At 43.5% G+C, this 23,536-nt stretch carries 19 protein-coding genes; 15 read left to right on the top strand and 4 right to left on the bottom strand.

Features of this window, described 5'->3' with window-relative positions; genetic code table 11:
• Positions 1-3: 3 nt before the first annotated feature.
• From HMPREF1535_RS19565 to HMPREF1535_RS19550, 4 genes are all read right to left on the bottom strand, one after another.
• Positions 4-1,464 (bottom strand): sodium:solute symporter, encoded by a 1,461-nt coding sequence (locus HMPREF1535_RS19565; protein WP_046147211.1) that lies wholly within the window; start codon positions 1,462-1,464, stop codon positions 4-6.
• A gap of 372 nt (positions 1,465-1,836) precedes the next feature.
• Positions 1,837-3,150 (bottom strand): SpoIID/LytB domain-containing protein, encoded by a 1,314-nt coding sequence (locus HMPREF1535_RS19560; RefSeq protein ID WP_046147210.1) that lies wholly within the window; start codon positions 3,148-3,150, stop codon positions 1,837-1,839.
• 8 nt (positions 3,151-3,158) lie between these two features.
• Positions 3,159-5,156 carry an OPT family oligopeptide transporter gene (locus tag HMPREF1535_RS19555; RefSeq protein WP_046147209.1) on the bottom strand — a complete coding sequence of 666 codons (1,998 nt, stop codon included), beginning with the start codon at positions 5,154-5,156 and terminating at the stop codon, positions 3,159-3,161.
• Positions 5,157-5,352: 196 nt separating this feature from the next.
• Positions 5,353-5,931: an HdeD family acid-resistance protein gene (locus HMPREF1535_RS19550; protein WP_010802953.1), complete on the bottom strand. Its 579-nt coding sequence runs from the start codon at positions 5,929-5,931 to the stop codon at positions 5,353-5,355.
• A 163-nt stretch (positions 5,932-6,094) separates the two neighbouring features.
• Between HMPREF1535_RS19550 and rfbA the strand changes: the two genes are divergently transcribed.
• From rfbA to HMPREF1535_RS19475, 15 genes are all read left to right on the top strand, one after another.
• Entirely contained in the window at positions 6,095-6,970 is an 876-nt protein-coding gene (gene rfbA, locus HMPREF1535_RS19545) for a glucose-1-phosphate thymidylyltransferase RfbA (RefSeq protein WP_007657099.1), read from the top strand.
• Positions 6,967-8,040, top strand: coding sequence for a GDP-L-fucose synthase family protein (locus HMPREF1535_RS19540; protein ID WP_046147208.1), 1,074 nt, complete (start codon positions 6,967-6,969; stop codon positions 8,038-8,040). The genes rfbA and HMPREF1535_RS19540 overlap by 4 nt, the downstream gene beginning before the upstream one ends.
• A 13-nt stretch (positions 8,041-8,053) precedes the next feature.
• Entirely contained in the window at positions 8,054-9,205 is a 1,152-nt protein-coding gene (gene gmd, locus HMPREF1535_RS19535) for a GDP-mannose 4,6-dehydratase (RefSeq protein WP_007657094.1), read from the top strand.
• Between the two features lie 112 nt (positions 9,206-9,317).
• Positions 9,318-10,454, top strand: a complete 1,137-nt coding sequence (locus HMPREF1535_RS19530; RefSeq protein WP_007657093.1) for an OmpA family protein — start codon at positions 9,318-9,320, stop codon at positions 10,452-10,454.
• A 100-nt stretch (positions 10,455-10,554) separates the two neighbouring features.
• Positions 10,555-11,952, top strand: a complete 1,398-nt coding sequence (locus HMPREF1535_RS19525) for an undecaprenyl-phosphate glucose phosphotransferase (RefSeq protein WP_010802955.1) — start codon at positions 10,555-10,557, stop codon at positions 11,950-11,952.
• 69 nt (positions 11,953-12,021) lie between these two features.
• Positions 12,022-12,444, top strand: a complete 423-nt coding sequence (gene ruvX / locus HMPREF1535_RS19520; RefSeq protein ID WP_044214382.1) for a Holliday junction resolvase RuvX — start codon at positions 12,022-12,024, stop codon at positions 12,442-12,444.
• Between the two features lie 3 nt (positions 12,445-12,447).
• Entirely contained in the window at positions 12,448-13,005 is a 558-nt protein-coding gene (gene def, locus HMPREF1535_RS19515; RefSeq protein WP_007657090.1) for a peptide deformylase, read from the top strand.
• 19 nt (positions 13,006-13,024) lie between these two features.
• Positions 13,025-14,572: an acyl-CoA carboxylase subunit beta gene (locus tag HMPREF1535_RS19510; RefSeq protein ID WP_007657088.1), complete on the top strand. Its 1,548-nt coding sequence runs from the start codon at positions 13,025-13,027 to the stop codon at positions 14,570-14,572.
• A gap of 29 nt (positions 14,573-14,601) precedes the next feature.
• Positions 14,602-14,928: an acyl-CoA carboxylase biotin carboxyl carrier protein subunit gene (locus HMPREF1535_RS19505; RefSeq protein WP_007657087.1), complete on the top strand. Its 327-nt coding sequence runs from the start codon at positions 14,602-14,604 to the stop codon at positions 14,926-14,928.
• Positions 14,929-15,183: 255 nt separating this feature from the next.
• Entirely contained in the window at positions 15,184-17,313 is a 2,130-nt protein-coding gene (locus tag HMPREF1535_RS19500; protein ID WP_046147207.1) for a tetratricopeptide repeat protein, read from the top strand.
• A 155-nt stretch (positions 17,314-17,468) separates the two neighbouring features.
• Positions 17,469-19,424 (top strand): threonine--tRNA ligase, encoded by a 1,956-nt coding sequence (thrS, locus tag HMPREF1535_RS19495; protein ID WP_007657085.1) that lies wholly within the window; start codon positions 17,469-17,471, stop codon positions 19,422-19,424.
• A gap of 33 nt (positions 19,425-19,457) precedes the next feature.
• Positions 19,458-20,102: a translation initiation factor IF-3 gene (gene infC / locus HMPREF1535_RS19490; protein WP_046147206.1), complete on the top strand. Its 645-nt coding sequence runs from the start codon at positions 19,458-19,460 to the stop codon at positions 20,100-20,102.
• Positions 20,103-20,152: 50 nt separating this feature from the next.
• The gene (gene rpmI / locus HMPREF1535_RS19485; protein ID WP_007657083.1) at positions 20,153-20,350 is read left to right on the top strand and encodes a 50S ribosomal protein L35; all 198 of its coding nucleotides are present in this window, start codon (positions 20,153-20,155) and stop codon (positions 20,348-20,350) included.
• A 106-nt stretch (positions 20,351-20,456) separates the two neighbouring features.
• Complete coding sequence (gene rplT / locus HMPREF1535_RS19480; RefSeq protein WP_005635321.1) at positions 20,457-20,801, top strand: 50S ribosomal protein L20; 345 nt, start codon at positions 20,457-20,459, stop codon at positions 20,799-20,801.
• Positions 20,802-21,256: 455 nt separating this feature from the next.
• Positions 21,257-23,431 (top strand): beta-N-acetylhexosaminidase, encoded by a 2,175-nt coding sequence (locus HMPREF1535_RS19475; protein WP_046147205.1) that lies wholly within the window; start codon positions 21,257-21,259, stop codon positions 23,429-23,431.
• Positions 23,432-23,536 lie beyond the last annotated feature (105 nt).

The raw sequence follows: 23,536 nt of genomic DNA, 5'->3' as shown, positions 1-23,536 counted from the left end.
TTCTTAAACTTTTATTGTTTTGTGTTTGACTGAGGCCGCCCATAACCCGAAGAATGTGATGGCTCCGTTGAGCATCAGCATTTCGTAACCGAAGGCATAGCCTGTATGTTGTTTCACCAGGTAATCCGTTGCGAAACAGATTAGCGGCGAGAGAATACATATATAAGGAACATATTTGTCACGCGGTTGTTTTTTGGTGAACAAGCCAAAGACAAATAATCCCAGCAAAGGACCGTAGGTATAAGAAGCAATCATATAGATGGCATCAATCACGCTGCGGCTGTTTACGGCCTTAAAGATAAGGATTATTATGGCAAACAGAGCAGAGATAAGCAAATGAACCATCAATCGGGTGCGTTTAGCCTTGTTCGCTTCCTCCTTTTCCACTCCCAGAATATCGACGCAAAAAGAGGTGGTCAAAGCCGTTAATGCTGAATCGGCACTACTAAAAGCGGCTGCAATGATACCGATTGTAAAGAAAATTAGGATGGAATGCCCCAAGATTCCGGAGGTGCAGAACATCGGTAGAATATCATCGTTTAAGGCCGGCAGTTCGATATTCTTTTGCGAAGCCAGGCTCAACAATAATACACCTAATGCCAGGAACAGAAAATTGACCGGCGTGAAAGCAAAACCATAGGTGTACATATTCTTCTGTGCATCTTTCAGGCTTTTGCAGGATAGGTTCTTCTGCATCATATCCTGGTCGAGTCCGGTCATGACGATGGTGATAAAGATGCCGCTGAAAAACTGTTTCACGAAATGTTGTGTGCTGTGCCAGTCGTTGAATTCAAAGATACGGAAATGAGGATTCTCGGTCAGGGTTTGCACCATGCCTCCCATATCCAGTTCCATGGCATCTTTTACCTTCCAGATGATGACGACCAGCATGGCAACCAGGCAAAGTGCCTGAAGCGTATCCGTCCAGATAATAGTCTTGATTCCACTCCGGTAGGTGTATAGCCAAACCAGAAAAATACTGATGATAACAGTTACCCAAAAAGGAATATTCCAGGTACTGAAGACGTAATGCTGTAAAATCAGGACAACCAGATAAAGCCGTGCCGCTGCCCCGACAATCTTTGAAAGCAGGAAAAAAGAAGCACCGGTTTTATAACTCCGCTTTCCAATCCGGTCACCCAGATAGGAGTAGATAGAAGTCAGTTTCAATTTATAGTAAAGCGGTAACAGCACTTTGGCAATCAGTATATATCCGAAAAAGAATCCGAAAACCGTTTGCATATAAGTCATATCTATGCTGCGAACCATCCCCGGAACCGAAACGAAGGTGACGCCGGAAAGCGATGTCCCAATCATCCCGATAGAAACGATATACCACGGAGATTTACGGTTTCCCAGAAAGAAAGCATCGTTACTTGTACTTTTCCTGCCTGTTATCCAGGCAATCAACAACAGTATGCCAAAGTAAATTGCAATTATAGAGAGGATGATATAGCTATTCATTCACCAGTATTTAATTAAGTAGAGCAGGGTATTGGTCCCTGTCGAACGTTCGGATACAAAGATAACAACAATTTGCTAAAATGTAATATCATGTAAACTTCTTCTTCTTTCAGGCAGGACGTTAGAGGACGGATAAGGGTGTTTGTGGACCGTATGTCAGGTTCGTTCTAATGAATTTTATCGGTGTTTTTCCCTTTTTTGTGGGGAAAATATCCTTATTAATCTATTTTGTTTGTCTTCTTGATTTATTCTTTATTCCTTTGTAATCAGTTAGAGCTCGTGAGAGTAAAGACAACCGGATTCCACTAGGAACCGGAAAGATAGGTAAACACAAAAAAAGGCCGCTATCGTGAGATTAGCGACCTTTTTAGATTAATACCTTTTCTCTATGAATGCTCCCCGGAAATAATGTTCCAGTATTTTTGTATAAGCATATCCTTTTTCACCCATGACGGCTGCACCTATCTGGCAAAGTCCTACGCCATGCCCCCAGCCGGCACCCGTCAGTACGAAACGTTGGGGAATACGAACGCGTATATCTTCTTTGTCTACCACAAAGGCGGAACTGTACAGATGGGTTTCCGATAAAGTGCGCCGTATCTCCAATTCCTTGCCGATAGTATAAATACGGCGGGTTCCCACGATCTGTAACTCTTCGATACGTCCGGAAGTACCTCTTTTCAATGGTACCAGGTCTTGTATTTCGCCAAAGTCGATGCCGCTTTTACGATGAATCAGTTCGGACAACTCATCCTGGGTGTAAGACACTTTCCAGCGATAGAAATTTATCGTTTCCTGATCATAGTTGTTCAAGACCTGGCTGAGTATCTTTTTCTTTGTTGTGTTGCAAAATGCGTTAGGAGAATTACGTATCCACATTTCCGCTTCAATCGGGTCGGTCAGGTCGGGATAAGAAGTTTCTTTACTGTCCCGTACAACTGTCAGATAGGAGTGGGGCACCGGCTCCCAACAGTGTTCGAACTGCTCGGTCACGCCTCCGCAACATTTAGAGAAACGTGCGTCGCAGATGGATTCGCCATCGGTCAGTATCTCGCCGCGTGTTTCGTGGACCGCTTCCTGTACGATTGCGGTAGAGGCACGGGTTATGCCTTGGTAACGCTGGCAATGGTCGTCGGCACACACATCGAACATGGTATGATCTTCGCGGTCGTACCAACGGATTAATTGGTTATTGTCGCGATGGCAACTCTCATATTTTTCCGAAGCGTTACCCAGGCGGAAATTCTTTTCTATCTGCGCCAATAGCCAGCTGCGGGAGATTACGGCGTGTGCCTTCAGCAACTCTTTTGATGCTGTGGCACTCATTTCAGACGAAATCACGCTTGTCAGATATTCTTCAACGTCAATACTGTTGATTACAACAATCCCGTCATTCGTTGCCACCAGGTTCAGTGCTCCTTTGAAGCGTTGGTCTTCCTGGCGTTGCCAGTGGAAGTCCACTCCGATTGTCACAGCTTTCAGGTCAAACGATGATTGGGGCGAAGCCGGTTCAAAGAAAAGTTCCTTGTAGAGCTTGCCGTTATACACGATATTTCCGTTTACAAACAACGCGCGTTGTTCTCCCGTCAGGAAGGAACTGCTCTCCGTATGGATATATTCTCCATTGAATACGAAAGAGAGAGCCTTCCCCGTCATAATCCCAACATTAACTAGCGGTGCATCCATTCTTTATCTTATTCTTTTTTCGCGCTCAATGAACTTATCGCCAGATAAGCCATCAATGCAATATACATTACAACAGCCAGCGGTTCGGCAAAGTTTCCTTCCAACCATTTTTCGTTCAGCAGGTTGATGCCACCGAAACGTAAAGCTGCGCTGATAACTCCCATCAAGGCACCACCTGCGATGAAACCGGATGCAAGTAATGTTCCTTTTTCCAAACGGGCCGTATTCAATGCCTGGTCTTTGCTGCGGCTTCCTACATACCAGCTGATGGCTCCACCGATCAGCAGTGGAGTGTTCAGTTCCATCGGGATAAACATACCCAGTGCAAATGCCAGTGCCGGAATTTTACAGAAGTTCAGAACGATAGCCAGTACGGCACCGATGCCATACAGCACCCAGGGTGCTCCCGAACCGCTCATCAGCGGTTCGATAACGGCTGCCATTGCATTAGCCTGCGGTGCGGCCAGCTGCCCGGTCGTAAATCCGTACGTCTGGTTCAGGATAAGGATTACACCGCCAACTGTTGCAGCAGAGACTAAGGTGCCGAGAAACTTCCATGTCTGCTGTTTAGCAGGCGTACTCCCCAGCCAGTAACCTATCTTCAGGTCGGTAATGAAACCGCCTGCCATGGAAAGTGCCGTACAGACAACACCTCCGATAATCAGGGCCGAAACCATACCGGCCGTTCCTTTCAGTCCGGCAGCCACCAGAATGATGGACGATAAGATTAATGTCATCAGCGTCATACCCGACACCGGATTTGTTCCTACAATAGCAATGGCATTGGCCGCAACAGTCGTGAATAGGAAGGCAATAATCCCGACAATCAACAACCCGATTAAAGCATAATACCAGTTATCCAACACTCCGAAATGGAAGAACAGATAAGTAACAATCAGCGTAGCGAAGATACCAATCGAGATAATCTTCATCGATAAATCTTTCTGTGTGCGTATTGTGGCTGTGTCAGCTTCCGTATTTTTCCCTTTCAGTTCTTTGGCTGCCAGTCCGACGGCTCCGCGGATAATTCCCCATGAATTGATAATACCGATAACTCCGGCCGTCGCGATACCACCGATACCGATATGGCGGGCATAGGTCGTAAAGATTTGTTCGGCACTCATGCTTCCGACTGTTGCGGTAATAGCGTCATTACCGAATGTCAATACGTCTGCACCGAAGATGGCGGACATCAGCGGGATGATGACCAACCAGACAAGGAATGAACCGGCACAGATAATCATGGAATATTTCAACCCGATGATATAACCGAGTCCCAGTACGGCGGCTCCTGTATTGACTTTCAGTACGACTTTTGCTTTGTCGGCCAGCATTTCACCAACTCCGACAATGCGTGTGCTGACGGTTTCGCTCCACCAACCGAAAGTGGCAATAATAAAATCGTATAAACCTCCGATCAGACCTGCCAGAATAAGCGGTTTCGCCTGGCTTCCGCCTTTCTCGCCCGAAACAAGCACCTGGGTGGTTGCTGTTGCTTCCGGGAACGGATATTTGCCATGCATATCCGAAACGAAATATTTCCGGAATGGGATTAACAGAAGAATGCCGAGTATGCCGCCCAGCAACGAACTCATGAATACTTCAAAAAAGTTGATGGTAATTTCCGGATATTTGTCCTGAAGGATATACAGGGCAGGAAGAGTAAAAATAGCTCCGGCTACGATTACACCGCTACAGGCTCCGATAGATTGGATAATCACATTTTCTCCCAATGCATTTTTTCGTTTGAAACCGCTCGACAGTCCGACAGCTATGATGGCAATCGGGATAGCTGCTTCAAACACCTGTCCGACCTTCAATCCCAGATAGGCGGCAGCCGCGCTGAATATGACAGCCATGACAAGTCCCCAGAATACAGACCAGGGAGTTACTTCCCTGTATTGTTTTTGAGGTGACATAATCGGGTTAAATACTTCTCCTTCTTTGAGTTCTCTGTAGGCATTTTCGGGTAGCCCGCTTACCTTTTCTTCATCTTCCTTTTTCACTGTGAGTATTATTTTTAGTTAGATTTAATCCCAAATGTGTTTTTCTGTATCTATAGCGTTACAAAACTACGTTATTTTTTTAATTGAACAAATGATTAAGGCTGGAAGAATGACAGACAGGGATATTTAGTGAAACAAAATCCCCACCTTTTTGACATAGGTGGGGAAAATGCCCCATTCAAGTGGGGAAAAAACTTTACTGTAGCGGAGTTGTCGCTTTTTTGTGCAGGCTTCTTAGTTCGAAAGAAAGCATTACACGGAAGATGCCGATGATAAGAAGTGCATAAGCAATCATATAAACAAGGGTGAATACGCCCAGTCCCGGTTGCCAGATGATAGCGATGCTACAGATGATTGCCAGGATACCGAAAGCCATATACCAACCCCAGTTTCCGGTTCCGAACCGTTTCAGGTCCATAGCATAACCTGTGGAAGAAAAGCCTCTGAACATCAACCAGAACGCCAGGATAAACGGCAGTACGGTCATACTCAGTCCCGGACTGGCCATGAGGTAAATACCCAGTATCAGGTCGATAATACCGCCGGCCAGATACCAGCCCCAGCTCGAAATGTGCTTCCGGTTCGACACGGCAAAAAGGATTTCAAGCGTACCGCTTACGAACATGGCGACGCTGAATAAAAGGCTTAAAGCCACATAACTTGCCATCGGTGTGAACATCAGGCATATTGCGATCAGGATATATAATAATCCCAGTAAAAGTGAAACCCACCAGTTCTTTACAGCGGAACTGATTCTTTCGTCAAATGTATTCATATCAAGTTACCTTTAAAAATTATTTCTACTGTAACAAACCGTAAGAAAGAAAGGTTTCACGATTAAGTAAATTAAGGGTGCCGATTGTATTTCCTCCATGCCTTCAAAATGAAATATTTTATATACATTTGCCCCGTATTAAGTAAAATTAAAAGTCTGTTTTATGAAAGGAATTGTACTGGCCGGAGGTTCCGGAACCCGTTTGTATCCAATAACCAAAGGAGTATCCAAGCAATTGTTGCCGATTTATGATAAACCGATGATCTATTATCCCGTGTCTGTATTGATGCTTGCCGGGATAAGGGAAATCCTGATCATTTCTACCCCGCAGGACTTACCCGGGTTCCGGCGGTTGCTGGGAGACGGTTCGGATTATGGCGTGCATTTTGAATATGCCGAACAACCTTCGCCCGATGGTTTGGCACAGGCTTTTATCATAGGGGATAAATTCATTGGTAATGACTCGGTTTGCCTTGTGTTGGGCGACAATATCTTTTACGGACAGAGCTTTACGGCTATGTTAAAAGAGGCCGTTAACAATGTGGAGAACGAACAAAAAGCAACCGTCTTCGGTTACTACGTAAACGATCCGGAACGCTATGGCGTTGCTGAATTTGACACGGACGGAAACGTGCTGAGCATTGAAGAAAAGCCGAAGAATCCCAAGTCGAATTACGCGGTTGTCGGACTCTATTTTTATCCGAATAAAGTGGTCGAAGTGGCAAAACAAATCAAGCCGTCGGCACGCGGAGAACTGGAGATCACCACCGTAAATCAGGAGTTCCTGAAAGACGGAGAGCTGAAAGTTCAGTTATTAGGACGCGGTTTTGCCTGGCTCGATACCGGTACGCACGATTCGCTTTCGGAGGCTTCTACATTTGTGGAGGTGATTGAAAAACGACAGGGACTGAAAGTGGCTTGTCTGGAGGAAATCGCTTACCGGAAAGGTTGGATTGATGACGAGAAACTGAAAGAAGCAGCTACTCCGATGATAAAGAACCAGTACGGTCAATATTTATTGAAGTTGATAAAGGAATGAATAAAGACAGTAAAATATTTGTAGCCGGTCATCGTGGTCTGGTCGGTTCTGCTATCCTGAAGAATTTGCAGCAGAAAGGATACACAAACTTTGTTTTGCGTACCCATGCTGAGCTGGACCTGACCGATCAGTATGCAGTCAATGAATTCTTTGCGACGGAAAAACCGGAATATGTCTTTTTAGCAGCTGCCCATGTGGGTGGTATTATGGCAAACAGCCGGTATCGCGCAGATTTCATTTACATAAATCTGATGATCCAGAATAATGTGATCCATGCTTCCTATATTAATAATGTAAAGAAATTACTGTTTTTAGGCAGTACCTGTATTTATCCGGGCGAAGCGCCGCAGCCGATGCCGGAAGATTGCCTGCTCACTTCTCCGTTGGAATATACCAATGAACCCTATGCCATCGCAAAGATTGCCGGGATAAAGATGTGTGAAAGCTATAACCTGCAATACGGAACGAACTATATCGCAGTGATGCCCACTAATTTGTATGGTCCGAACGATAATTTCAATCTGGAGACTTCGCATGTGCTTCCGGCGATGATCCGTAAGATTCATTTGGGCAAATGTCTTCATACCGATAATTGGGAGGCTTTGCGCAAAGATTTGAATGCACGTCCTGTAGAAGGAGTGGCCGGAAATGCAACGGATAATAACATCCTGGCTATTTTAGCGAAATACGGTATCTATCCGGGAAAAGTGCAGCTGTGGGGAACTGGAAAACCGCTCCGCGAATTTCTTTGGAGCGAAGAAATGGCAGATGCTTCCGTTTATATTATGGAACATATCGATTTTCAGGATGTGCGTCCGGAGGGAAATGAAGTGCGCAACACACATATAAATATAGGTACGGGAAAAGAGTTATCTATAAAAGAAGTCGCTACGCTGATTCAGGAAAAGATCGGTTTCGATGGCGAACTGGCTTTTGATGCTTCCAAACCCGATGGGACATTGCGCAAACTGACGGATGTCAGTAAACTGCATGCTTTGGGATGGCATCATAAAATAGAGATTGCCGAAGGTGTAGAACTTTTATACAACTGGTATTTAGACAAACAATAATAAATTCGTATAAATGAGTAAAGTAGCTTTAATAACAGGTATTACAGGACAGGATGGCGCTTATCTGGCAGAATATCTTGTAAAAAAAGGATATACGGTGCATGGTATCAAACGTCGTTCATCCATGTTCAACACAGACCGTATCGATCATCTTTATCAGGACCCTCATGTGGAGAACCGGAACCTGATCCTTCATTATGGCGACCTGACCGACAGCCTGAACCTTACCCGTATCATCGGTGAAGTGCAGCCTGACGAAATATATAACCTGGCAGCTATGAGCCATGTGAAAGTAAGTTTCGATACTCCTGAATATACGGCGAATGCCGATGGTCTGGGGGTGTTGCGTATCCTTGAAGCGGTACGTCTGCTGAACCTGATCCCTAAAACCCGTATCTATCAGGCTTCTACATCCGAATTATATGGATTGGTTCAGGAAGTGCCTCAAAAGGAAACGACTCCTTTCTATCCCCGAAGTCCGTATGCTGTTGCTAAACTATATGGTTACTGGATTACGGTAAACTATCGTGAAGCCTATAAAATGCATGCTTCCAACGGCATTCTGTTTAATCATGAGTCGCCGCTTCGCGGAGAAACGTTTGTTACCCGTAAAGTAACCCGTGCCGTTTCGCGCATTGCTTTGGGTATGCAGGAAAAAGTTTATATGGGAAATTTATCTTCCAAACGTGACTGGGGCCATGCCAAGGATTATGTCCGTGCCATGTATGCGATTCTCCAGCAGGATGAACCCTCTGATTATGTTATTGCTACCGGAATAACGACGACTATTCGCGATTTTATCAGTAAAGCATTTAAAGAAATAGGGGTAGAAGTCATTTTTAAAGGCGAAAATGTTAATGAGGTCGCAGTATTAAACTATATTGACGAAAAAATGTTTATAGAGAAAGTAGGTGAGGCTTATCTCGAAAATTTTAAAGAACGGATAGGTGAAGAGGTAGTCGGTATTGACCCTCAGTACTTCCGTCCGACCGAGGTTGACTTACTTATCGGGGATGCTACGAAGGCCCGTACCCGTTTGGGGTGGGAACCGAAATACACCCTTGATACTCTTATTCAGGATATGATGCAGAATGATATCAAGCTGATGAAAAAAGAATCCTATCTGAAAGAAGGTGGATATAAAATTCTGAATTATTTTGAATAAATTAAGAACAAAACATAGATTTATTTTGTTTTAGTTAAAAAAAGATTTAATTTTGCTCTAAATTTGAGCGTTATTTAAGGTAATTGATTGTTTAATTAAAAAGTTGATGAATATGAAGACTAAAGTATTACTTTTAGCTTTATTGTCAGGTTTTGTTTTCTCTGTGTCAGCACAGGAATTTAAACCACAAGTTGGTTTTAGTACTGAAAAAGGTTATAAGACAAATTTCAAGAAAAACAAAGCTGGCGATAATTGGTTTATTTCTGTTGCCGGTGGTGCAAGTATGTTATTGGGTGACCAGAATAATAAAGCAGATTTTGGCAACCGTCTGAATTTTGCGCCTCAGTTCTCGTTTGGTAAGTGGTTCAACCCGTATCTGGCTTTCCGTACTCAGTTGAACGGTGGTATTTTACACGGATTTGTAGGTGACAACGCAGAGATCATGCAGCACAACAAATATGCAGCTGCTCATGTAGACTTGTTATGGGATGTTACCAATTTCTGGGGAGTTTATAATGAAAAAAGAGTATTTCGTTTGATTCCTTGGGTCGGTTTCGGTTATGCACAGCGTTTCGAAAATCAGGGATATGCTAGAACAGAATCTCCTACATTAAATGCTGGTATCCTTACTGCTTTCCGTTTGAGCAAACGTGTTGATTTGAACGTGGAAGTTCAGGGTTCTTTGCTGAACGAACAGTTCAATCGTGTTAACATGTTCCACTTGACAGACGGTATCGCTCAGCTGAGCGCTGGTTTGACATTCAAACTGGGTAAAACTGATTTCGAAGTATTGGAACCAATGGATTACGCTTTGTTGAACGACCTGAACAATCAGATCAACTCATTGCGTGCTGCTAACGATGAATTGAGCAAACGTCCGGAATCTTGTCCTGAATGCGAAGAAGTTGTAACTAATGTTGTAAACAACTATGTTGACAATGTAGTATACTTCCGTCTGAATAGTTCTAAGATCGATAAGAACCAGCAGATCAGTATTTACAACACTGCTGAATTCATGAAGGCAAACAATGCTCCGATCAAGGTTATCGGTTATGCTGATAAGAACACAGGTACTTCTAAATACAACATGGGTCTTTCTGAAAAACGTGCTAAAGCCGTTGCTAAAGAATTGATCGATAAATACGGTATCAACTCTAACCAGATTACTATCGAATGGAGAGGTTCTGACGAACAGCCGTACAGCGAAAACAACTGGAACCGTGTTGTTATCATGTCTGCTAATAATTAATTTATTTTTAATTATATCTGAAAAAGGCTGCACATTCTATTGTGCGGCCTTTTTTTTGCACAGAATATTCATTACTTTTGTGGAATTTTAGAACACAGTTATGGAATTCGACAAAAAACATGGTTACCTTATCCAGTGGCTGATAGGAATGGGAGATTTAGTTGTATTAAATCTATTGTTCTTCGCTGTCTATTATGGGTTGGGGGAATTTTATACAAAAGCTATATCTTATAGTTTGAGAGAGGTTGTTCTCTTATTGAATTTCTGTTATTTCTTTGCCCTTTATTTTGTTCCCATGCAATTGCATGTGGCTGTTGTTTTTATTGACAAAATTGTACAGCGTGCCTTTGCGTTGGTCTCTATATTTGTTTTTCTGTTCGCTACTTGTCTTATCTTTCTGAATATAGGGGATGCCCTGGCTACATTTCTGCTGGTTTATTTTGCTGTAACAGTTATAATTTTTGCTCTTTGGAGAGTGTTTGTTCGCGTTACACTAAAGATGTACCGTAGAAAAGGACATAATTTTAAAAGAATTATTATTGTAGGAGCAGGTAAGAATGGTATGGAATTGTACCGGGTTATGAAGGATGATCTTTCCTATGGATTCAGTATCATGGGTTTTTTTGATGATAATCTGTCTTTGCAAAGTGTGTTGCCGAATTACCTGGGTATGACGCATGAAGTGGAGAAGTATGTATTGGCCAATGATATAGACGAAATCTATTGTACTTTGCCTGGAACGCAGGACGAGAAGATATTGCGGATAATGAATTTTGCTGAAAAGCATATGATTCGTTTCTATATTGTTCCGGAGTTTTACAGGAATATAAAGAAGAGTCTTGTTATGGAAATAATGGAGTCGATTCCATTATTGGCTGTTCGCCGTGAACCTTTGCAAGCAGCTTATAACCGGGCATTAAAGAGAACTTTTGATATTCTTTTTTCTTTGGGTATTTTACTGACCATTTATCCGATACTTTATGTCGTTATAGGAATATTGATAAAAGCAACATCTCCGGGACCTATATTTTTCAAGCAAAAGCGTACCGGTTTGTACGGGCAGGAATTTGAGTGTTATAAATTCCGGACAATGCGGGTCAATGCAGATGCCGATAAATTGCAGGCAGCAAAAGATGATCCGCGTAAAACCCGTATCGGAGATTTCCTTCGGCGTACGAATCTGGATGAGTTCCCTCAATTTATCAATGTATTAAGAGGGGAGATGTCGGTAGTGGGCCCTCGTCCTCATATGCTGAAACACACTGAGCAATATTCGGCTCTTATCGATAAATATATGGTACGCCATCTGGTAAAACCCGGAGTGACGGGATGGGCACAGGTAACCGGTTATCGGGGAGAAACCAAGACGCTCGAACAGATGGAAGGACGTGTGAAACGGGATGTGTGGTACATTGAGAACTGGTCGTTCTTCCTGGATCTGAAGATCATCGTGGTGACGATTCTGAACATGTCTAAAGGTGAAAAGAATGCCTATTAAACTTATAAATTGCACACTTTTTGTGTATTTGTGTAATACAAATGCATATTTGTGCTATCTTTGCAGCCGATGGGAAGGATACTAGCAATTGATTATGGCCGAAAACGGACCGGGTTAGCAGCTACAGACAATTTGCAGATGATTGCAAACGGTCTGACAACGGTGCCGAGTGGGGAATTGGTCTCCTGGTTATCTGCCTATGTGGCAAAAGAACCGGTGGATTTATTCGTGGTCGGTCTGCCGAAGCAGATGAATAACGAGCCTTCGGAAAACATGAAGTATGTAGAGGCTTTCGTGACACATCTGAAACGGACCATTCCGGATATTCCGGTTGAATATTATGATGAGCGTTTCACGTCTGTCCTGGCGCACAAGGCAATGCTCGACGGAGGTTTGAAGAAGAAAAAAAGACAGGATAAAGGCCTGGTGGATGAGATCAGTGCAGTTATTATCCTTCAATCATATTTAGAAAATAAAAAATATCAGTTATAGTTTATGATTTTACCAGTATACTTATACGGTCAGCCTGTGTTAAGAAAAGAGGCTGAAGATGTACCCAGGGATTATCCGGAATTAAAGCAGTTAGTAGCTAATATGTTCGATACGATGTACAATGCCGATGGAGTAGGCTTGGCCGCTCCCCAGGTTGGGTTGTCGATTCGTTTGCTTGTGATCGATGCTGATGTGATGGGAGATGATTTCCCTGAATGTAAAGGATTCAAGCGTGCGATGGTTAATCCGGATATCGTTGAAAGCAGTGAAGAAGAGATTTCTATGGAAGAAGGTTGTTTGAGCCTTCCTGGCGTACATGAGAAAGTGTCCCGTGCCAGCAAGATCCGGGTGAAATATTTTGATGAAAACTGGGAGGAACATGACGAGGTGGTAGATGGTTTTGCTGCCCGTGTGGTACAGCACGAATGCGAGCATCTGGAAGGTCACGTGTTCATCGACAATGTTTCGGCTATCCGTCGCCAGTTGAATAAAGGAAAACTAAATAGTATTATTAAAGGGACTGCTCGTTGTTCATACAGAGCAAAAGCTGTCGGTAAATAATAAAAATCTATTAAATAATATGACAGATTTAAGTAAAAACATTCAGGCCCTCAGGGAGAAGAAAGCCGTCGTTGAGATGGGTGGAGGCGAAGCTGCTATCGAAAAGCAGATCGCAATGGGTAAACTTACTGCCCGTGATCGTATTCTTTCCTTGCTGGACAAGAACTCTTTTCATGAGTACGATTTGTTTGTAAAGCACGATGGCCGTGACTTCGGAATGGATAAGAAAGATTTTCCGGGTGATGGTGTAGTTACAGGTACAGGTACTATTTTCGGTGCTCCGGTATGTATCTACGCACAGGACTTTACTGTAGCCGGTGGTTCATTGGGTTTGCAACATGCTCGTAAGATCACCAAGATCATGGATCATGCATTGAAGATGAAATGTCCGATTATCGGTATCAACGACTCGGGTGGTGCACGTATTCAGGAAGGTGTTGGTGCTTTGGCCGGATATGGTGAAATATTCTATAGAAATACAATCGCATCAGGCGTTATCCCTCAGATCTCATTGATTCTGGGTCCGTGTGCCGGTGGTGCTGTTTATTCACCTGCTTTGACAGACTTCGTGTTCGTGGTTGAAAATATCTCCAAGATGTTTATCACCGGTCCGAATGTGATCAAGACTGTTTTAGGTGAAGACATCTCTATGGAAGACCTGGGCGGTGCCCGTGTTCATGCGGAAACAACAGGTAATGCTCATTTCTATGCCTTGAGCGAACAGGATTGTTTCGAACAGGTTAAACGTCTGGTCAGCTTTATCCCCTGGAATAACCAGCAGCGTGCCAAGACTACTGAGCCAAAAGAACCGACAGCGATGCTGAACATTGAAGAAGTTGTTCCAGCTGATCCGAAACAGCCGTACGATGTTCGTGACGTTATCAAATGCATCGTCGATGATTCCGACTTCCTGGAAATTCAGGAACTGTGGGCTGCCAATATCGTGATCGGTTTCGGTCGTATGGCAGGCGAAACAGTCGGTTTCGTTGCTAACCAGCCGATGGTGCTGGCCGGCGTACTCGATTGCGACAGTGCCGACAAAGCAGCCCGTTTCATTCGTTTCTGCGACTCATTCAATATTCCTATTATTACCTTGGAAGATATGCCGGGTTATCTGCCGGGCGTAGACCAGGAGCATGCCGGTGTGATCCGTCACGGGGCAAAAGTATTGTATGCTTATTCGGAAGCAACTGTGCCTAAGATCACAGTAATCTTGCGTAAGGCTTACGGTGGTGGTTACATTGCGATGAACTCGCGTCACCTGGGTGCCGACTTTATGTTTGCATGGCCGAGCGCAGAGATTGCCGTTATGGGACCGGAAGGTGCAGCCAACATTATTTTCCGTAAGGAAATCATGGAAGCTGAAGACCAGAATGCAATGCGTCAGGAAAAAGTGAAAGAGTATATCGAGAAGTTCGCTAATCCTTATGTGGCAGCTTCGAAAGGATTTATCGATTCTGTTATCGAGCCGAAAGAAACACGTGCGTTGTTGCTTCACGCTCTGAAACTTTCTATTTTGAAAGAGGAATACAGACCGGCTAAAAAGCACGGAATCCCTCCGTTCTAATTAAATCCGTACATATACTTTTTGAAAATATGGAAAATAAAGAAAACGAATATGTAGATTTTGTAGTTACCGCCCGTAAATACAAAACACTGCTGACAGAGAAATATAAGAACCGTAAGATGTGGCATAAGCCCTTCGTCGGTGATGTGATTTCGACTCTTCCGGGAACTGTCGTGAAGATCTATGTGGAAAAAGGGCAGGAAGTTGAAGCCGGCCAGTTGCTCCTCATTCATCAGGCGATGAAGATGTACAATCGGATCGTCGCTCCGGTATCCGGAGTGATTACCGAGTTGGATGTAACCGAAGGAGATAAGATCGCAAAAGATCATTTGATGGTAAAAATACAGCCGAAGTAAAATTTGGTTATTTCATAATACGTGCGAAAAGGTTGTGCCAGTAGTGTTTATACACTGGTGCAACCTTTTTATTTGATACATTTTACATTCAATTTAAGTTTTTTGGCTTGATTACGGTTTGTTGAGAATTATTTTTGCTACGAACCGTTTTAACATTCACATGAATTGCTTATTTTTGTTCGCTGAATAAAGAGGGGTGTCAAAAGTCTGTTGAAACCTTTTGGCATGCCTCTTTTTAACACTTAAGGCAATCTGATGAAAAAAATATTCCTCTTTTTGATGTTTGTAGCATATTCGTTAGTGATGTCAGCGCAGATCAATACGGATCGTGTTCTGGCTATCGGACGTAATGCCTTGTATTTTGAAGATTACGTATTGTCGATACAATATTTCAATCAAGTCATTAAAGCAAAACCTTGGATCGCGGAACCCTATTTCTACCGCGCTGTTGCCAAGATCAATCTGGACGATTATAAGGGAGCGGAAGAAGACTGTACGCTATGTCTCCAGCGGAATCCATTTCTGGTTCAGGCTTATTATGCCCGCGGTATTGCCCGCCAGAGCCAGGAAAAATATGCCGAAGCGATTGCCGACTACGACAAAGGTCTTGAATTTAAACCCGAAGACCGCCAGATGCTTGTTAATAAAGCCGTAGCCAATATCCAACGGAAAGACTATGATGATGCTGAAAAGACTTTCGATGTGCTGATGAAAGCGCATCCTAAATATTCGATGAATTACCTGACCCGTGGTGCTATGTACACCGAGAAAGGCGATACGGTAAAAGCGCTTGCCGATTATAATAAGGCTATTGAAATGGACCCCTATTATGCTCCGTCCTATGGTAACCGTGCGATCCTGCTTTATCAGACAAATGATCTGAAAGGTGCTTTGGCGGATCTGAACGAGGCCATCCGCTTGAATACCCGTGAAAGTGGCTATTATATCAATCGTGGTCTGGTACGTTACCAGATGAATGACCTCCGTGGTGCGATGGATGATTACGATCAGGTAATCGGTATGGATAAAAATAATCTGATTGCCCGCTTTAACCGGGGACTCCTCCGTTATCAGGTAGGCGATAACAACCGTGCTATCGAAGACTTCGATGTGGTGATCCAGCAGGAACCGGATAACTATATGGCTTATTATAACCGTGCTCTCCTGCGTTTTGAAACAGGTGACTACCGTGGTTCTGTTCAGGACTTCGATGTTGTTTTAGGTCAATATCCGAATTTTACTCCGGGTTATTACAGCCGTTCCGAAGCTAAGCGTAAAATGAATGACCAGGTAAGTGCCGATCGCGACTACTGGACCGCTATCGAAATGGAAAACAATTCGAAGAAAGACCGCCAGTCTGCGCAGGGTGGAAATGCCATGGCCTCTACTAATACGACAGGACAGGATAGTAATGCTTCTTCTTCGGATGACAAAGGTGAAAATACACGTGAGAAATCAGATAAGAACATCAGTAAATTCAATCGCCTGGTGGTGTATGACAAGGAAGAGGAACGTAGGAATAAATACCAGAGTGATGTCCGCGGACGTGTGCAGGATCGTAATGTCCGCGTAGATATCGAACCTCAGTTTGTCCTGACTTATTATGAAAAGATTGATCCGATCAAGAAAATTGTCTATTACGACAAGACGATCGAAGAATATAATGCCCGTATGGTGTTATCACGCAAATTGCGTATAACCAATGAAGAGGCTGCCCTTACGGAAGATCAGATTTCGGTTCACTTTGCCTCGATCAATGATTATTCCGCGAAGATAGAAGCCCAGCCGGGAAATGCGGATGCGTGGTTTGGCCGTGCAGTAGATTATATGCTTGTACAAGACTTTACGGAAGCTATCAAAGATTTCAATAAGGTTATCGAACTTGATCCGACCTATACGATGGCTTATTTCAACCGTGCAGTGGTACGTTACAAACAATTGGTTTATGATATGTCCCAGACTACTACAACCGATGACTTGTCAGCCTCTATGGGTAGTATGAACTTTAAGATGGGGCAGAGTCCGACACAGCCGAAAGCTCCTTCTGATCCTAGATCGGCCGAAGTGAAGGATAAAAGGAAGGCTTACGAACATGAATTGATTACACGTGATTACGATATGGTTATCCGTTTGAATCCCGGATTTGTGTATGCTTATTTCAATCGTGGAAATTTACGTTGTGTGCAGCGTGACTTCCGGGCGGCCATACAGGATTATGATGAGGCGATCAAACGTGACCCTGATTTTGCAGAGGCTTATTTTAACCGCGGACTGGCTCATCTCTCCCTGGGTGATGCCAATCAAGGCATTGCAGACCTGAGTAAGGCAGGCGAATTAGGTATTATCAATGCCTATAGTATCATCAAACGTATGACAAGCAATTGATCTGAATAAGCTTTTTTAGATTCAAAACAGGCATGTTTCCCAACAAAACATGTCTGTTTTGGGTTTAAAGCATATATCTTTTGACCTAAAAAGATCATTTTACGAAAAAGAATGCTAAATTTGCATGCTAATTAAAGAATTATAGAGAACAGATTATGATAAAGATTACATTTCCGGATGATTCCGTAAGAGAATACGCCGAAGGAACAACTGCTATGCAGATCGCAGAAAGCATCAGTTCCCGTTTGGCTCAGGAAGTTTTGGCCGCAAGTGTGAACGGAGAAACATGGGACCTGTCTCGTCCAATTATGCAGGATTCAACTGTGAAGCTGCTGAAGTGGGATGATGAAGAAGGTAAACATGCTTTCTGGCACTCAAGTGCTCACCTGATGGCTGAAGCGCTGCAGGAACTTTATCCTGGCATCAAGTTCGGTATCGGTCCGGCTATCGAGAATGGATTCTACTATGACGTAGATCCGGGTGAAGCTACAATCAAAGAAGGTGATTTCGCAGCAATCGAAGCAAAGATGCTGGAACTGGTAGCTAAAAAAGAAGAAATCAAACGTCAGGACATTACCAAGGCAGATGCCATGAAAATGTTCGGTGACAGAGGTGAAGAATATAAAACTGAGTTGATCAGTGAACTGGAAGACGGTACGATCACAACCTATACACAAGGCTCTTTCACAGATTTGTGTCGTGGTCCGCATTTACCTAACACATCTTACTTGAAAGCTGTAAAGATTCTGAGCGTGGCCGGTGCTTACTGGCGTGGTGATGAAAAACGCAAACAGCTGGTTCGTCTGTATGGTATCACTTTCCCGAAAAAGAAAATGTTGGATGAATATCTGGCATTACTGGAAGAAGCCAAAAAACGTGATCACCGTAAGATCGGTAAAGAACTAGAGTTATTCACATTCTCTACCGCAGTAGGAGCAGGTCTGCCATTGTGGTTGCCCCGTGGTACTCAGTTGCGTTTGAAACTGGAAGATTTCCTGAAACGTATCCAGAAGAAATACGGTTACCAGCAGGTAATGACTCCGCATATCGGAGGCAAACAACTGTATGTAACATCTGGCCACTATGCAAAATACGGTAAGGATTCATTCCAGCCGATCCATACTCCGCAAGAAGGCGAAGAATTCCTGTTGAAACCGATGAACTGTCCTCACCATTGTGAGATATTCAAGGCATTCCCACGTTCATACAAAGACCTGCCTTTGCGTTTCGCAGAGTTCGGTACGGTTTACCGTTATGAACAGAGCGGTGAGTTACACGGTTTGACGAGAGTACGTGGCTTTACGCAGGATGACGCCCACCTGTTCTGCCGTCCGGATCAGTTGAAGGATGAATTCCTGAAAGTAATGGATATTATCTTTATCATTTTTAAAGCGCTTGATTTCGAAAACTTCGAAGCCCAGATCTCTTTACGTGATAAAGTGAACAGAGATAAATACATCGGTTCGGAAGAGAACTGGGAAAAAGCTGAAACCGCTATCATCGAAGCCTGTCAGGAAAAAGGCCTGAAAGCGAAGATCGAATATGGTGAAGCTGCTTTCTATGGTCCGAAACTCGACTTTATGGTGAAAGATGCTATCGGTCGCCGTTGGCAGTTGGGAACTATCCAGGTAGATTATAACCTGCCGGAACGTTTCGAGCTGGAATATACAGGTGAAGATAACAAAAAACACCGTCCGGTAATGATCCACCGTGCACCGTTCGGCTCAATGGAACGTTTCGTTGCCGTGCTGATCGAACATACAGGAGGTAAATTCCCGTTGTGGCTGACTCCGGATCAGGTATGTATCATGCCTATCAGTGAGAAGTTTAATGAATATGCATGGGACATCGCCCGTCAGCTGGAAGAACAGGATATTCGTGTTCTGGTAGATGACAGAAATGAAAAAATCGGTCGTAAGATTCGTGACAATGAATTGAAACGTATTCCTTATATGCTCATCGTCGGAGAAAAAGAAGCAGAAAATAATGAAGTTTCTGTAAGAAAACAGGGCGAAGGTGATAAAGGTTCGATGAAAATTGCTACCTTTGCAGCGCTTTTGAACGATGAAGTAGAGGACATGATGAATCGTTGGCAAAATAAAAACAAGTAAATAACTAATAACGAGGAGAATAAATCTTTTTGAATGAAGAATGACAATCTGAAAGAACAGTACAGAATCAACGAACGAATTCGTGTTCGTGAAGTTCGTTTAGTAGGTGACAATGTAGAACAAGGTGTATTTCCTACATCTCAGGCATTAAAAATGGCTGAAGATCAGGGATTGGACCTGGTAGAAATTTCACCCAATGCTGCGCCCCCCGTTTGTAAAATAACCGATTATCAGAAATTCCTCTATCAGCAGAAAAAGCGGCAGAAAGAGCAAAAAGCGAAATCTGTGAAGGTTGTTGTGAAGGAGATTCGTTTCGGACCTCAGACAGATGATCATGATTATAACTTCAAACTGAAGCATGCTAAAGGATTTCTGGAAGAAGGCTCTAAAGTGAAAGCATATGTGTTCTTTAAAGGACGTTCCATTCTTTTCAAAGAGCAGGGTGAAGTTTTATTGCTTCGTTTTGCCAATGATTTGGAAGACTACGGTAAAGTAGAACAGCTACCGGTTTTGGAAGGTAAACGTATGATCATCATGCTAACACCTAAAAAAGCGGGTGCATCGGCTACAGCAGCTGCTCCGAAACCAGCATCTGCAGGACCGGCAAAGCCTGTGGTTAAGAAAGTGATAACTTTGAAGCCGAGGACAGAATCTGAAGCTGAAGAAAATAAAGAATAAAAAACGCCCGTAGAGGGTGTCAAGTTTAATAATTAAAACAAAATTGGAAAATGCCTAAGATGAAGACTAATTCCGGTGCCAAAAAGAGGTTCGCCCTTACCGGAACAGGAAAAATCAAAAGAAAACACGCTTTTAAAAGTCACATTTTGACTAAGAAGACTAAAAAAGCTAAGAGAAACCTTACTCACACTGGCCTTGTTGCTACTGTTGATGTAAACAGTGTTAAGCTAATGCTTGGCATGAAGTAATCTTCTTAAATTAAGCGAGTTTTACAAAGATTTTTATTAACCGAATGTATTTAGCAAGTAAGATCATCATAAAGGATGACGCTAACATTCAAAACAGATTAGAATTATGCCTAGATCAGTAAATCATGTTGCTTCAAGAGCAAAAAGAAAACGGATTTTAAAACTTACCAGAGGTTATTATGGTGCACGTAAGAATGTGTGGACCGTAGCAAAGAATACCTGGGAAAAAGGTTTGACTTATGCATTCCGTGACCGTCGTAACAAGAAACGTAACTTCCGCGCATTGTGGATCCAGCGTATCAACGCTGCTGCTCGCCTGGAAGGTATGTCTTACTCTCGTTTGATGGGAGCTTTGCATGCTGCAGGAATTGAAATCAACCGTAAGGTGTTGGCCGACCTGGCTATGAACCATCCGGAAGCTTTCAAAGCTATCGTTGCAAAAGTAAAGTAAATTGATATATAAATGTCAATAAGAGAAGGGTTCCGGTTTCGGGACCCTTTTTTTGTTAGCTTTTTGCAATTCATACCTTCTGAAACACTGAGACTTTACTTTTTTATTCATTATTTAAGGGGAAATTGTTGACATTTTGTTTGGAAGATTCAAAGGCTTTACATATCTTTGTGATAAGAAAAATGAGTTAGCCGCACTTGTTCGATTGGGAAACTCATCAGTTTTTTTTAATTCCGAGACAAAGCTCTTGTCGCTAATGGCGGGCCGCACCCTTCGGGGCATGCATCGCACAGCGGATTACAAAGGTGGCAAAGCACTCAAATCCTGTCATACGGAGTTTGTTCATATCTACGGTGCGGCTTTCTTCTCATATAAAGGGAAAATCTCTTACGGGATTTTCCCTTTTTCTTTGTATATTTACCGCACCAAGAATAAATACACAAAAACTGATTATTATGTTACTGCCAAAACAATCGCGCATAGCGATGACGGGTGTTACTGTAGTATGCTCTTTGCTTCTTGTTGCCTGCTCTCCGAAAGAGACTGTGCAACTGAATGTAATCCCGCTGCCTGCACAGGTTAGTGCTTCAGGAGGCTTTTTGAAAGTCGACAGTGCTGCTGTTTTTTCTACGGCAAAGCCTGCAAATGTTCGCTTTATCGTGGATGAGTCAATAGGTGGAAATCCGGAAGGATACCAGCTTGTAGTGAATGAAAAGGGTATCGACCTGAAAGCAGCCACCGGGACAGGTCTGTTCTATGGCGAACAGACACTCCGTCAGCTATTTTCTCCCCAGGGAGTCCCTTATGTCACCATACAGGATGAGCCTCGGTTTAAGTACCGAGGGATGCACCTGGATGTGTCGCGTCATTTCTTTCCCAAAGAAGAAGTATTCAAGTTGCTGGACGTGATGTCCTTTTATAAGCTGAATAATCTGCATCTTCACCTGACGGATGCAGGAGGATGGCGTATCCAGATGGATAAATATCCTAAACTGACTACGGATGCTGCTTTCCGTACCGAATCCGACTGGCGGAAGTGGTGGGATGGAAAAGACCGCAAATATCTTCCTGAAGGAACTCCGGGAGCCTATGGCGGTTATTACACCAAAGACGATATACGTGCGATCGTTGCCTATGCAGCATCTAAACATATTAATGTATTGCCGGAAATCGAATTTCCCGGTCATTCGGAAGAGGTCCTGTTTGCTTATCCGGAGTTAAGTTGTTCCGGTCAGCCTTATAAGAATGGAGATTTCTGTATCGGTAATCCGAAATCATTTACCTTTATGGAAGACGTACTGGATGAAGTGATCGAACTTTTTCCATCCGAGTATATTCATATAGGAGGGGACGAAGCCGGTAAAGGTGCCTGGAAAACCTGTCCTAAATGTCAGGCTTTGATGAAAAAGAATGGCATGAAAAGCGTGGATGAACTGCAAAGTTATATGATACATAAGGCAGAGGAACATCTGATCTCTAAAGGCCGTAAGCTGATCGGCTGGGATGAGATACTGGAAGGTGGCCTTGCTCCGGAGGCTACCGTTATGTCCTGGCGTGGCGAAAGTGGTGGCATTAAGTCTGCCCGTATGGGACATGACGTGGTGATGACACCGGGTAATTATATGTATTTTGACTTCTATCAGGCTGATCCGAAAACACAACCTTATGCTATCGGCGGATATACTCCGATTAAGAAAGTGTATAGTTATAATCCGATTCCGGTCGACTCCCTGACTGCCGAAGAAAGTAAACACATCATGGGAGTACAGGCCAATACCTGGACAGAATATATTCCGAACGAACAACATCTGGAATATATGATGTTTCCTCGTGCTTTGGCTTTGGCTGAAATAGCCTGGTCGCCTCAGGAAAAGCGTGAATGGAATGACTTCAAACCCCGTATGAATGCCCATATTTCAAAATTACAGCAGATGGGCATCAATACATTTACTCTTTCCGACGAACTGGAGGTAACGATGAAGGTCGATACGGTCAGCAAACAGATTGAAGTCTACCTGGATGCCGAAAAGTATCCGGCAGAAATCCGTTATACGACGGACGGTACTGTCCCGACAGCCTCCTCCACAGTTTACGACGGGATGATTCAGGTGAAGGATTCAGCTTATATCAAAGCAGCCATTTTCAGTAATGGCCAGTTGCAGGGAACCCCGACCGAGAAGAAAGTCGATTACCACCGCGCCATCAACAAGCCTATACATTATAATAGCAAGTTGTATCCCGGTTATATGGCAGGCGGTATGAATGCGCTGCTCGATGGTTATCGGGGAGGACTGACCTATCTGGATGGTCGTTGGCAGGGCTACCTGAACGACCTTGATTGTGTGATCGATATGGAAGAAGTTACCGATATTCACAAAGTATCCGCCCGTTTCATGCAACTGATCGGGCCGGGAGTTTTCCAACCGGCTACAGTCGAGTTATTGACATCCGAAGATGGAACGAATTTCACTTCACAGGGAATTATCCCGACCACCATCTCCAATAAAGATCCCGAACTTTCTTTCCAGGAATATCTTTTCCAGGGAGACTGGAAAGCCCGCTATGTCCGTCTGAAAGCTGATGAAGCGAATAAGGGGTTCATCTTTGTGGATGAAATCGTCGTATGGTAAGAAGGATAATGAACCGATGTGGTAAATATGCCAATGTGCCGATTCTAAGAATGAATGCATATGTATCTCATTGGCATATTGGCACATTTTCAAATTAGCATATTA

The organism is Parabacteroides goldsteinii DSM 19448 = WAL 12034 (assembly GCF_000969835.1).
Classification (GTDB): Bacteria; Bacteroidota; Bacteroidia; order Bacteroidales; family Tannerellaceae; genus Parabacteroides; species Parabacteroides goldsteinii.
This window is presented reverse-complemented; position numbering and strand designations above follow the sequence as displayed.

Coding starts and splice junctions, on each gene's coding strand:
- HMPREF1535_RS19565 (WP_046147211.1), bottom strand. CDS start 1,464: ATGAATAGCTATATCATCCTCTCTATAATTGCAATTTACTTTGGCATA.
- HMPREF1535_RS19560 (WP_046147210.1), bottom strand. CDS start 3,150: ATGGATGCACCGCTAGTTAATGTTGGGATTATGACGGGGAAGGCTCTC.
- HMPREF1535_RS19550 (WP_010802953.1), bottom strand. CDS start 5,931: ATGAATACATTTGACGAAAGAATCAGTTCCGCTGTAAAGAACTGGTGG.
- rfbA (WP_007657099.1), top strand. CDS start 6,095: ATGAAAGGAATTGTACTGGCCGGAGGTTCCGGAACCCGTTTGTATCCA.
- HMPREF1535_RS19540 (WP_046147208.1), top strand. CDS start 6,967: ATGAATAAAGACAGTAAAATATTTGTAGCCGGTCATCGTGGTCTGGTC.
- gmd (WP_007657094.1), top strand. CDS start 8,054: ATGAGTAAAGTAGCTTTAATAACAGGTATTACAGGACAGGATGGCGCT.
- HMPREF1535_RS19530 (WP_007657093.1), top strand. CDS start 9,318: ATGAAGACTAAAGTATTACTTTTAGCTTTATTGTCAGGTTTTGTTTTC.
- HMPREF1535_RS19525 (WP_010802955.1), top strand. CDS start 10,555: ATGGAATTCGACAAAAAACATGGTTACCTTATCCAGTGGCTGATAGGA.
- ruvX (WP_044214382.1), top strand. CDS start 12,022: ATGGGAAGGATACTAGCAATTGATTATGGCCGAAAACGGACCGGGTTA.
- def (WP_007657090.1), top strand. CDS start 12,448: ATGATTTTACCAGTATACTTATACGGTCAGCCTGTGTTAAGAAAAGAG.
- HMPREF1535_RS19510 (WP_007657088.1), top strand. CDS start 13,025: ATGACAGATTTAAGTAAAAACATTCAGGCCCTCAGGGAGAAGAAAGCC.
- HMPREF1535_RS19505 (WP_007657087.1), top strand. CDS start 14,602: ATGGAAAATAAAGAAAACGAATATGTAGATTTTGTAGTTACCGCCCGT.
- HMPREF1535_RS19500 (WP_046147207.1), top strand. CDS start 15,184: ATGAAAAAAATATTCCTCTTTTTGATGTTTGTAGCATATTCGTTAGTG.
- thrS (WP_007657085.1), top strand. CDS start 17,469: ATGATAAAGATTACATTTCCGGATGATTCCGTAAGAGAATACGCCGAA.
- infC (WP_046147206.1), top strand. CDS start 19,458: ATGAAGAATGACAATCTGAAAGAACAGTACAGAATCAACGAACGAATT.
- rpmI (WP_007657083.1), top strand. CDS start 20,153: ATGCCTAAGATGAAGACTAATTCCGGTGCCAAAAAGAGGTTCGCCCTT.
- rplT (WP_005635321.1), top strand. CDS start 20,457: ATGCCTAGATCAGTAAATCATGTTGCTTCAAGAGCAAAAAGAAAACGG.
- HMPREF1535_RS19475 (WP_046147205.1), top strand. CDS start 21,257: ATGTTACTGCCAAAACAATCGCGCATAGCGATGACGGGTGTTACTGTA.